The 11,217-nt window shown below is 60.1% G+C and carries 11 protein-coding genes; 6 read left to right on the top strand and 5 right to left on the bottom strand.

The genetic code is table 11. From position 1 onward, the window contains the following. The first annotated feature begins 1 nt into the window (after nucleotide 1). The 6 genes from HR9077_RS10450 to HR9077_RS10425 all read left to right on the top strand — a co-directional run bounded on the left by HR9077_RS10450 (nucleotide 2) and on the right by HR9077_RS10425 (nucleotide 6,132). On the top strand, nucleotides 2–1,078 hold the full coding sequence (locus HR9077_RS10450) for a DUF6708 domain-containing protein (RefSeq protein WP_136066944.1): 1,077 nt from the start codon (nucleotides 2–4) through the stop codon (nucleotides 1,076–1,078). Nucleotides 1,079–1,093: 15 nt separating this feature from the next. Next, nucleotides 1,094–2,512: a T6SS effector BTH_I2691 family protein gene (locus HR9077_RS10445; RefSeq protein ID WP_210725910.1), complete on the top strand. Its 1,419-nt coding sequence runs from the start codon at nucleotides 1,094–1,096 to the stop codon at nucleotides 2,510–2,512. A 1-nt stretch (nucleotide 2,513) separates the two neighbouring features. Further along, complete coding sequence (locus HR9077_RS10440; protein ID WP_136066943.1) at nucleotides 2,514–3,590, top strand: DUF6708 domain-containing protein; 1,077 nt, start codon at nucleotides 2,514–2,516, stop codon at nucleotides 3,588–3,590. A 263-nt stretch (nucleotides 3,591–3,853) separates the two neighbouring features. After that, a complete protein-coding gene (gene hemN / locus HR9077_RS10435; protein WP_136066942.1) occupies nucleotides 3,854–5,242 on the top strand; it encodes an oxygen-independent coproporphyrinogen III oxidase in 1,389 nt (462 codons plus the stop codon). A gap of 4 nt (nucleotides 5,243–5,246) precedes the next feature. Then, nucleotides 5,247–5,720 carry a hypothetical protein gene (locus HR9077_RS10430; RefSeq protein ID WP_136066941.1) on the top strand — a complete coding sequence of 158 codons (474 nt, stop codon included), beginning with the start codon at nucleotides 5,247–5,249 and terminating at the stop codon, nucleotides 5,718–5,720. 28 nt (nucleotides 5,721–5,748) lie between these two features. After that, nucleotides 5,749–6,132, top strand: a complete 384-nt coding sequence (locus HR9077_RS10425; protein ID WP_136066940.1) for a YbaN family protein — start codon at nucleotides 5,749–5,751, stop codon at nucleotides 6,130–6,132. A gap of 44 nt (nucleotides 6,133–6,176) precedes the next feature. Here HR9077_RS10425 and HR9077_RS10420 read toward each other — a convergent pair whose 3' ends face one another. From HR9077_RS10420 to HR9077_RS10400, 5 genes are all read right to left on the bottom strand, one after another. After that, nucleotides 6,177–7,376: an NnrS family protein gene (locus tag HR9077_RS10420; RefSeq protein ID WP_136066939.1), complete on the bottom strand. Its 1,200-nt coding sequence runs from the start codon at nucleotides 7,374–7,376 to the stop codon at nucleotides 6,177–6,179. Nucleotides 7,377–7,612: 236 nt separating this feature from the next. Beyond that, nucleotides 7,613–8,320 carry a succinate dehydrogenase iron-sulfur subunit gene (locus HR9077_RS10415; RefSeq protein WP_136066938.1) on the bottom strand — a complete coding sequence of 236 codons (708 nt, stop codon included), beginning with the start codon at nucleotides 8,318–8,320 and terminating at the stop codon, nucleotides 7,613–7,615. Between the two features lie 119 nt (nucleotides 8,321–8,439). Continuing rightward, nucleotides 8,440–9,600: a cytochrome P450 gene (locus tag HR9077_RS10410; RefSeq protein WP_136066937.1), complete on the bottom strand. Its 1,161-nt coding sequence runs from the start codon at nucleotides 9,598–9,600 to the stop codon at nucleotides 8,440–8,442. Between the two features lie 277 nt (nucleotides 9,601–9,877). Further along, nucleotides 9,878–10,387: a ubiquinone anaerobic biosynthesis accessory factor UbiT gene (ubiT, locus tag HR9077_RS10405; protein WP_136066936.1), complete on the bottom strand. Its 510-nt coding sequence runs from the start codon at nucleotides 10,385–10,387 to the stop codon at nucleotides 9,878–9,880. Nucleotides 10,388–10,495: 108 nt separating this feature from the next. Then, nucleotides 10,496–11,217, bottom strand: a 722-nt coding sequence (locus tag HR9077_RS10400; RefSeq protein ID WP_168380931.1) for a sigma 54-interacting transcriptional regulator, incomplete at its 5' end; no start/stop codon positions are given.

The following is an 11,217-nucleotide window of genomic DNA, read 5'->3' as shown; positions in this document are numbered from 1 at the left end:
TATGCAATCGACGACTGCCAAAGATCTTTACAACCTATTGATCAGGGCAAACTGGGGATTCTCCAGTACTATGTCTCGCTCGAGAGGGTTTGAAGCGAAAACCCAAGTACTCGACAAGAAGCAAGCACCAAATAAAGTTGAGTCATCTCGGTTTAACGACTCGATAATTGCAACCAATTCGAGCTATATTGAAGTAGTTGATTCAGGAGGGCGTCTGCGAGGCGTCGCCTCTTTTTTTGGTCTAATAGGTGCAATCCCTTTTTTGACAGGATTTGGAGCTCTGTTTTTTAGCCTCTTCGATGATGGTGGTAGCCTCCCACTGGTTGTGCACATATTTACATGGCTGGCCATACTAACAGGAGTATTCATAGGATTTCCTATACTAAACGCTCTAGTTCGCTGGGACATGTTCCGAAAAACTCATTACCCAATGCGCTTCAATCGTCATGATCGCAAGGTCTATGCTTGGTCTCAGGATATGGGCGTGGTCACCATGAACTGGGACGATATTCAGTTCTACACGAGCCAATCGACAGCATCAGAAGATCGCCGAGGTTTGGCACGCGATGAAATCCGTGGCTACGTAAAAGATCGCGCGGGCAACATGCTTTATCACCTGGTATTTTTCAAGTACCAAGGTAGAAAGAACATGCAGGGCGCGCTGGAAATCTGGGAGCTGGTGCGTCGCTATATGGAAGAACCCGACGGCCATATTCAGGCCTACCAAGTGAATCAGCGCCTACTGGATCTGGATGGTAAGCGAGAGAGTTTCATTAATTCCTTAGTCCAAGCCACACGGTTTATCGCGGATAGCCCCATCATGGCCGCGGTCATAGCCCCAATGATCGCATGGGCAGGCACCGGCCGGATCATCGCCAAGTGGACCTGCCGCGTGCCTCGTTGGCCCGAGTGGGTCGAGGAAAAGTGTCGGGTTGATCCGAACGACCCTTACGTGCGTAATCGCCACAACGAGCGCCCGCTGACCGCAAAGGAAATCCTCTGGCCGCTGTTCTGCTACCTACTTGGCTGGGCAGAGGTGCTGGCAATTTTGTACTTCTGCTTCCGGGGATATTTTTGAAATTATAGAGCGATGATGGAGCCAAAGACATCGGCATCGGCCTATGCGAGCTGGCTGACCGGCAATCCGCTGCTGATCTACCTCAACAGCCGATTCGATGATGCGAATGTAGAATCGGGTATCAATTTCGTCTCCGTTATCTCCTTCGTACTGCTGGGCACCCAGAGCTACGCGCCTGCGTTCAAGCAGTATGTCGAATGGCTATCGGCGAGCGAAATCGACAATAGCAACCTGCTTTTGCGGGGAATGGGGCTGAACCAGAAGACCTTGATTGAGCAAATCATGGCGGCGAGCGACGCCAATTTTGGCGAACCGGGCAACAACCCCGCCACCCTGCCCTGGGGGACATTGATTGCCACTTATCTCGGGCTGACGGAAGATTATCCCGACGAGGTTGTTTCGCCTGCCAGAATGCTCGGCCATGTGCTGGGACCGATGCAAAGTGTCGTGGCAAAAGAGCAAAACCCGGCACCACTTCTGCTCACCCTGGGGATGATTTCGGGAAGCTTGATTCAGATCACCCAAGCCAGCGTGACGTTCGAGGAAGTCCTATCCCGAACCCGCGAGCCGCTCAAGCGGATCTACCCCGACTGGGACGAAAGCGAGCTGCGCCAGTTCCAGCAGAAGGTTCGGGTAGAGGCGCGCTCGCTCATCACGGTCAATGGGGAAACCCCGGTGACCTTCGATATACGCCAGATAGACCTCACTCCACTCGAGGACTTTATGGCTGAGACGTCTTCGCCATCCAGGGCTATCAGTCTGACGGGACGAGAAAAACTGGAGTTTTCGGCGGGTATCGTGGGGGTAGCGCTGGCGTATGTCAGCCTGAACGATCAGCTCGGCAAGATGAACGGCATTCTGGACGCGGGGCTCCGCGCCCAGGGGCGTCTACTCGGTATGGGGCTCGCCCTGGCCGGCGGTGCCGCCGAACTGGTGGGCAAGACGCTGGAGCATGGGCGCAGGGTGTTTTTGGCGTCAGATCATCTGCTGGCCGGCTCCAGTAAGTTTTTCCTGAAGCTGGGGGCACGCCTTGGCCTAGCCGGTGGTCTGATCCTCGGGGCCATGGACATTTGGGAGGGTGTTGAAAAAATCGGTGAAGATGAAATGGTGATTGGGTCTCTATATTTGACCTCTGGCTTCTTTACTGCTACTGCAAGTTTCGTTTTATTTCTGGCCGGTATCGGTTCTGCCGCTTCTGTTGCCGGTAGCACCGGTCTGCTCGCTACTTTGGCGATAACCCTGTGGTGGACTGGGTTAGTGCTCGGCCTTATTGCGCTTGCAGCAGCAGTAAGCATTTTATGGTTTACAGAAAATGACTTGCAGGAGTGGCTGGCCGAATGTGCCTTTGGTGAACGTGGCGAGCCGGGACCTAGTAGTGCCAAGTTGGAATTCGAACTGCGGCGCCTCGAAGCGATGACTCACAAGGAAGAGTGATATGCGATCCACGAATGCCAAGGATCTTTATAACCTGATGATAAAAGCCAATTGGGGCTTTTCCAGTACGATGTCCCGGTCAAGAGGATTTGGGGGGAAGGTACAGTCGTTAGATCGCAAATGCGCATCGAAAGACTGTGAAAAACCACTGTTTAATGATTCGGTGATATCCAGCAACTCTGCTTATGTCGAGATTATTGATTCTGGTAATCGATTAAGGGGCGTTACGTCGTTTTTTGGTCTTATGGGCCTAGCACCGATTTTAGTGGGTATGGGTGCATTGCTCTATGTCCTTTTTTCCAGCAGTGAACGACTTCCTCTAATTGTGCATGTTTTCATATGGCTGGCGATTTTGACCTTCGTGCTTATAGCTGTGCCTTGCCTGAATGCACTTGTGCGTTGGGATATGTTTCGCAAAACCCACTACCCCATGCGCTTCAATCGACGTGATCGCAAGGTCTATGCCTGGTCGCAGGATATGGGTGTGGTTACCATGAACTGGGACGATATACAGTTTTACACCAGCGAAGCGACCAAGTCTCAGGATCGTCGGGGGATGTCACGCGAGGAAATTCGCGGGTTCGTGCGGGATCAGAATGGCAACATGCTTTATCACCTGGTCTTCTTCAAGTACGAAGGCCTCAAGGGCATGCAGGGCGTGCTGGAAATCTGGGAGCTGGTGCGCCGCTACATGGAAGAGCCCGATGGCCATATCCAGGCCTACCAAGTCGATCAGCGCCTGCTGGACCTGGATGGCAAGCGCGAAAGCTTCATCCACTCGCTGATCCAGGCGACTCAGGTGTTGGCTGATAGCCGTGCGGTTCAGCTGATTTTTGCCCCCATGGTCATGTGGGCTGGCACTGGTCGCATCATTGCCAAGTGGACCTGCCGCGTGCCGCGTTGGCCCGAGTGGGTCGAGGAAAAGTGTCGGGTTGATCCGAACGACCCTTACGTGCGTAATCGCCACAACGAGCGCCCGCTGAGCGCGAAGGAAATTCTCTGGCCGCTGTTCTGCTACCTGCTTGGCTGGGCAGAGGTGCTGGCGATTCTGTATTTCTGCTTCAGAGGGTATGTCTGAGGTATCCAGTCGGCGATAGCGGCATGGTAGCGGCGCTATCCATGCTCCACGGCCCGGCGGGCATCATCAACGCGCTGCGCGACGGGTTTCGAGAGACTCGCCAGTCGAGGATGATGCCACCCTCTCACGTTCACCATGGAGATACCCATGCGGGCAGCCCCATGAACGGACGATACCGATCGCACCGAAAATGATCGAAAGCAACTTCGGTGACGGCGAGACCTCGTATAGTGCGCTCATCACTCCCCTCGGATGGCAGGATCATGAACCAAACGCAGGTCTTCGACCGTGCCCTGGTCAACAAGTACGACTTCCCCGGGCCACGCTATACGTCCTACCCGACCGCACCGCAGTTCCACGAGGCCTTCGCGATGGACGATTACCGGCAGGCCGCCGAGACGAGCAACGGCGACCCGTTGCCCAAGCCATTGTCGGTCTATGTCCATATCCCGTTCTGCATGAGCCTGTGCTACTACTGCGCCTGCAACAAGATTATTACCCAGAAGACCGAGAAAGCGGCCGAGTACCTTGATTACCTGAAGCGCGAGATCGCCCTGCAGGCCGAATTGTTCGATGACGACCGTCGGCTTACCCAACTCCACCTGGGCGGTGGTACGCCGACCTACTTTACCGACGAGCAGCTAGCCGAGCTGATGGACGCCTTGCGCCAGGCTTTTCGCTTCGATACCCGTAGCGCCCACGAGTTTTCCGTGGAAGTCGACCCGCGCACGGTCACGCCCGAACGACTTCACGCCCTGCGGCAACTGAGCTTCAACCGCCTGAGCTTCGGGTTGCAGGATTTCGATCCGGACGTGCAGGCCGCCGTCAATCGCATCCAGAGCGAAGACCAGGTCCGCAATCTGGTCGAAGCGGCTCGCGAGGCCGATTTCGATTCGATCAGCGTCGACCTGATCTATGGCCTGCCACTGCAGACCGTGGAGAGCTTCGACGCCACGCTGAGCAAGGTCATCGACATCCGCCCGGACCGCATCGCCGCCTACAGCTATGCCCACCTGCCCAGCCTGTTCAAGGCACAGCGCCTGATCCGCCCCGAGCACATGCCACCGCCGGAGCGCAAGCTGGAACTGCTCGAGTTGACCATTCAACGCCTGACCGCTGCGGGTTACGTCTACATCGGCATGGATCACTTCGCCCTGCCCGATGACGAACTGGCCCAGGCCGCTCGGAACGACACGCTGCAACGCAACTTCCAGGGCTACTCCACGCATGCCGACTGCGACCTGATCGGCCTAGGCGTCTCGGCCATCGGCAAGGTGGCCGACAGCTACAGCCAGAACGTCAAGGAACTGTCCCAGTACTATGCCCGTCTCGATGCCGGCCGCCTGCCGGTCCAGCGCGGCTACCAGCTCAACGACGACGACCGCCTGCGTCGCGAGGTCATCATGGCCCTGATGTGCCATGGCCGTATCGACATGGCCCATTTCGAGCACCGCTACAATATCGAATTCGCCAACTACTTCGCCGACTCGCTGGATCAGCTTTCCGGCCATATCGCCGACGGTCTGGTGGCGATCGAGGGTGGTGAAGTGAGGCTCTTGCCCCGGGGGAAACTGATGATGCGCAGCGTTGCCATGGCCTTCGATGCCTACCTGGGCGAAGGCCAGCGCGGGCTGTTTTCGAGAACCGTGTGACGCCATGGAATACTACTTCCTGGCCCGCGTCGTTCATGTGCTGGCCGTCGTGCTGTGGATCGGTGGCGTGGCGATGGTGACCACCGTCCTGCTGCCGGCGGTGAAGCGCTTCAAGAGCGCAGAGGAGCGCGTGGCATTCTTCGAGAAAGTGGAGGCACGCTTTGCCTGGCAGTCACGCATCACCACCTTGCTGGCGGGGCTCAGCGGTTTCTACATGCTGCATGTACTCGGCTGGCAGCGCCTGTCGATGGTCGATTACTGGTGGATCCATGCCATGATAGCGGTATGGCTGATCTTCACGCTGATGCTGTTCGTGTTCGAGCCGCTGTTCCTGCATCGCTGGTTCGACGCGCGGGCCAGACGCGCTCCCGAGTCCACGTTTCGGCTCGTCCAGGGGCTGCACTGGTTCCTGCTCGTCATCAGTCTGATCACCATCGCGGGGGCGGTGGCCGGCAGCCACGGCTGGTTCTGGCTATGAACATTCAGTACTGAATTGGGAGGTGCCCATGGCTTCGAGGGTTTCGCCACGCCGCCTGGCCTTCCTCTGCCTGGCCTATGGCTGTGTCGGGCTAGGAGCCGCCGGTGTCGTCCTGCCCCTGCTGCCTACTACCCCCTTCCTGCTGGTCGCGGCGTGGGCGGCCCCCAAGGGCTCGACGCGCCTCGATGAGTGGCTGCATCGCCATCCGCATTTCGGCCCTGCCCTGCGTGCCTGGCATGAACAGCGCGCCGTGCCGAAACGCGCCAAATGGCTGGCCTGCCTGCTGCTCCTCGTCAGTTGGCTGACACTGCTGCTGACCAGCGACAGCGCCAGGGTCCCGGTAATCACCGGGATTCTCTTCCTCGGCGTGGCTCTCTTTCTCGTCACCCGGCCCGATGCCACGTACCCATGACGGAACCCCCAAGCCGCCTCGCTTCATCGACTTCGAGCTTTCGCTCAACCGGGGCGGCCGTCAACGCGCGGTCGGCTCAGAATGGGCCAGTAGACAACGACAAAAAGCAGGAACGCGAAGACCCAGGCCACTGCCGAGACGGTGAGCGCCGGATAGAACAGTTGCGGCACGAAGGCCGCTATCACTCGCACCAACCCCGCCGTGATGATGGCTATGTAAATCCATATCGCCAAACGCGGCAGGCGCATTGCCCGTCCTGTATGCCCCATCGCTACGCGGGTCATCACGCCCAGGATCAAGGTACCGACCGCCCCGGCACCCATCGCGTGCATCCAGACACTCGATGATAGCGCCAGCCAGGGCGTCACCGCCTTGAGAAGCAGGGCAACGACGATCCAGGCCAGGGCAAAGTGAAGAATCCATATGAGGGGCTCCTCCGAGGCCTTCCAGCCTCGCCAGGCATGGAGTCGCCAACCGTTGACGAGTGCGGCGAACAATGCCATCAGGCTAGCCAACACGGGAGCGGACATCGCAAGGTCGATCGGTACCATCGCGACCGTGCTCCAGAAGGCCGCTCGATCCAACGTCTCGGAACGCCTCACCTGGGCGGGATCCCTGCCCTGCATGCGTAGCCAGTTGGCGGTGAACGCCGGCGTGATTCGACCGCCGATTACCACCATGATCACGGCAATCAAATCCAGCGCCAGAACCTCGCCCAGTTGCCCCCCGACTGGCCAGAGCCCACTGAACCCCAGGTGCATCAACAGGTTGGCTCCGGTAAGCAGGGAAAGCAGTGCAACCAGCACCAGGTTGCGGTAATTGCCATGACGCAGCAGTACTCGCGCGACATAGGCCGCCATTGCCGGCAGGAAGGCCAGGTCGGTCGTCGCGACCAGCCACAGCGGCAGCCAGCCCGACAGCCACATTGCCGCCCGCCCCGCTGTCCATAGCAGAATCAACGCCAGCAGGCCGTTCCCCTTGAGCGGCGACGCTCCCGTCCAGTTGCACATGGCGGTGAGCAGGAAGCCCGCGATGGCCGCCGGCACCATGCCGAAGAGCAGCTCGTGCGCATGCCACTGGATTGGATTCACGCCCAGCGGCAAAGGCAGCCCGCCGAACAGGAAGGCGATCCATGCCGCCACCAGGCCCGCCGCGTAGAGCGCGGTGAGCAGGAAGAAAGGCCGGAACGCAAAGGCGAGCAGCACGGGCCCGTCGTCATGGCGACGGCTGGTCGTGTCGTTCATGGCCGGATGCTCCCGATTGAAATGAGTGGCGTGGCCGCATCAGGCATTAGGTGTCTCTCCATTCTTCGAACAGACCTTCGGGAGCACACTCGGCAGATAACGCTCGTTCGAATTGAGCGGGGGTAACTACCCATGGAATATCCACCCGCCGATACAGCGTCGTTAATCCTCTTCAATAGCAAGACATACCCTCCCAAATAGCTTGAGGCTGACCGCCCCGTGAGCTTACCGACGCTCTATACCCCATCCTTGAGCAGCATTTCGCGGATCTTGCCGATCGCCTTCATTGGATTCAGGCCTTTCGGGCAGACCCACATGCAGTTGCCGATCTGGCGACAACGAAAAACGCTGAAAGGATCCTCAAGCTCAGTTAGACGCTCCCGGGACGCCGTATCGCGACTGTCGTTCAGGAAGCGATAGGCTTGTATTAGCCCCGCCGGTCCGATGAACTTGTCGGGATTCCACCACCAGGAAGGGCACTGCGAAGAACAGCAGGCACACAGGATGCATTCGTACAGGCCATCGAGCCTGTCACGCTCTTCAGGGCTTTGCAGGCGCTCTACTGCCGGTGGCGTTTCATCATTGATGAGATAGGGGCGTATCTTTTCGAACTGCTTGAAGAATAGCGTCTGATCGACCACCAGATCGCGGATGACCGGCATGCCGGGCAGCGGCCTGAGGGTCAGCGTATTTCCTTTACCCAGCACTTCGGCCACCGAGGTAATGCAGGCCAACCCATTCTTGCCATTGATGTTCATGCCATCCGAGCCACACACGCCTTCGCGGCAGGAACGTCGGTATACCAGGTCGGGATTCGTGATCTTCAGACTCTCCAGAACCTCGAGTACCATCTTCTGACGGAACTCTTCACCAAGCTCGAAGGCTTCCATATGAGGGGCAGCATCTTGTTCGGGATGATAACGGTATATTTGAACATTAATCATGGCTCCCTCACTAGCTAGAAGCGAAATTGATCATGCCCCCGGGATGTCTCGGCCGAGTCGGGACACCTCGACTGAAAGAACACTGCATAAAGGGTGGCAAGGGCGTAATCATTGAAAGCTCAGCGTTTCACCCGCGTCCAGACCCGAGAGTAGCCACCCGCCGGAAAACGCGCCCTGACGGCGGGCTTGTCCGCTACGGCAACCAGTGCCCGGGTATGGCCGAGCAGCGCTTGCAGGAACAGCTGCAATTCCATGCGCGCCAGGGGCGCCCCCGGGCAGACATGAACACCGCCGCCATACAGCAGATTCAGTTCTGGGTCGCGATCCAGCCGGAACTCATCCGGATCGCCGAATATCGCCTCGTCGCGATTGGCCGAGCCCCACAGCAGGGTCAGGCGCTGCCCGGCCCCGATAGGCCGACCGCCGATCTCCACCGGGCAGGTGGTAACGCGCCGGTTGGACATCAAAGGCGCATCGATGCGCAGGATCTCGTCGATGGCGGCCGGCAGCAGCTCGGGGTCGCGACGCAGTCGGGCCTGCAGGTCGGCATGTTCGGCCAGGTAGCGCAGCAGGATACCCACACAGGCCGAGATGGTGCCCAGCTCCCCCACCGTCCAGTTGCGGATGATGCTGATCACCTCCTCGTCGCTCAACGCACGGCCGTCCAATCGCTCGCTCATCAGCCGCGTGGTGACATCGTCCGGCGCGTCGGTGCCGGCCAGGCGTCGTTCGTCCAGCAGGCCGCGAATCACGCCGTCGAATTCCAGCGCCAGCCTCGCCAGGGCCTCCCGGTCGCCGGCCAGTGTGGCGGCTTGTTGGCGCTCCACCCATTGCCGCAGCGGCACATGCAGCTCGTCGGGCCAGCCCATGAAGGCGCACTGCACCTGGAGGGCGAACGGCTGGCCGAGCGTCGCCATGACCTCGATCTCGCCCTCCTCGGGCAGAGCATCGGCAAGCCTGGTGGCAATCTCACGACATTCGGGCTCGAAGTCGCGCATGGGGCCCGGCGCGAAATAGGGCTCGATCAGGCGCCGGTAGCGGGTATGCGCCGGCGGGTCCATGGCATTGGGCACGGAGAGGTGGCGACTGGCGGCATTGCTGAATGTCTCGTGGTCCTCCAGCACGCGCCGCACATCGGCATGGCGAAACAGCGACCACTGCAGGTAATCGCTGAAGGCGACCGGGCAACGTCGGCGCATCGTATCGTAAGCGGCCAACTGGTCGTCCAGCACGGCTTCGGCACGGGGGTCCCAGTCCTGGTGGGGAGGATATTCGCTCATTGGGTCTCCTTCGGGCACCGGGTCCGGGGTCGCCGGGCCCGTCTAGGCAGGGTAAGGCCATCAGACCAGAACGAGCACGCAGGAGCCTTGACTTTAGTCAGGGCAGGTCAATGCGATACCGCCCCGCGCGTTGGCTACGCTTTGTCTGAAAAATGCCTGCGCTCGCCCATACGGCGTTAAAAATCGACTCAAAATGCTCATTTAATCCGTGTAAACTCCGCTTTTTCGCCGATTTTTGCCTTGTCTGGCCATCGCTCGTCGATTTTTCAGACAGAGCTTAACCCATCCATCCTGTCGTCTCCGGGGCAGGCCGGGACGACTGGGTACCATGATCGCGACGCGCCAACCGCTCCAGTCGCTCCAGCCACTTGCCCAGGCGGCCCTGGGCCAGCCCTTCCTCAAGGCCGTCGAGCAGATTCTTGGCCGTCAGACCCAGCTCGGTATCGCCCTCGATCAACAGGCGGCGCTGGAAGAACAGCGCGTCGGGATCCTCGCGGCGGGTCGCCAGGCACAGGAACTCGCGCCAGCCACCGCGAATGGTCGCCTCGCCGACCTCGCGGCAGAGCATCAGGCGCCCTGCCTCGAGCCCCAGGGTCAAGATGACGCCAAGATCCTCGACCCTCAGCGAGATGCGACGCCCCTCGAGGGCGTCGAACTCGCCGTCGGCAAGCGGCTCGGCGAAGATCCGGTTGAGCAGCGGCTCGACCAGGCGGCGCTTGACGGCCAGCGGCGCCGTGTTATCCAGCGCCCGCAATAGCAGTAACGGTGATGGCAACGGCAATGCCATGATGCCCCTCCTCGATGTTCGGCAGCCGCCAAGCGTGCCACCACGAAGACGACGCGGGCCTGACATATATCAAGGCGGCCGCACTTCACGTCCCGGCTGGGTTGCCCGCTACTTGATGCCCAGCCGACGCGCCAGCTTGTGCAGATTGCTGGCATCGACCCTGAGCAGCCGCGCCGCCGCCGACCAGTTGCCGTCGGCGCGTTCGAGGGCGTGACGTATGGCTTGCCGCTGGCTGCGCGCCACGCTGTCGTGCAACGCTTCCACCGGCGCGCCCCGGGACGCTGCCACCGCCACATCCGGGGCGGCGGAAGCTATCAGTGGCAGATCGAGCAGCCCGGGCTCGAGAGTGACGATATCCTCACGGCGTGCGCCCTGGCTGAGTGCCTTGATCGCCGCCCGGCTGATGACGTGCTCGAGTTCGCGCACATTGCCCGGCCAGTCGTAGCCGCACAGCGCATCTTCGGCGGCTGGTGACAGCCGCAGGCTGCGTACCCCCAGGCGGGCCCGGTTGAGCTCGAGAAAATGCCCCGCCAGTACCAGCACGTCGCTGCCCCGCTCGCGCAGCGGCGGGATCGGCACCGGATAGACCGAGAGTCGGTGGTAGAGGTCGGCGCGAAAGTGCCCGTTGCGTACGCTGTCGTGCAGGTTGCGGTTGGTGGCGGCCATTACCCGGACATCGACGTGGCGCGGTTCATCCTCGCCCAGGCGCTGGATCTCGCCGTTCTGCAGGGTGCGCAGCAGCTTGGCCTGGATGGCGAGTGGTAGTTCGCCGACCTCGTCGAGAAACAGCGTACCGCCGTCCGCCGCCTCGAAGCGCCCCGCCCGGGGAT

Source organism: Modicisalibacter radicis, assembly GCF_900961225.1.
In the GTDB taxonomy this organism is placed as follows: domain Bacteria; phylum Pseudomonadota; class Gammaproteobacteria; order Pseudomonadales; family Halomonadaceae; genus Modicisalibacter.
The sequence above is the reverse complement of the archived record's forward strand: the minus strand, read 5'-3'. Positions and strand labels throughout refer to the sequence as shown.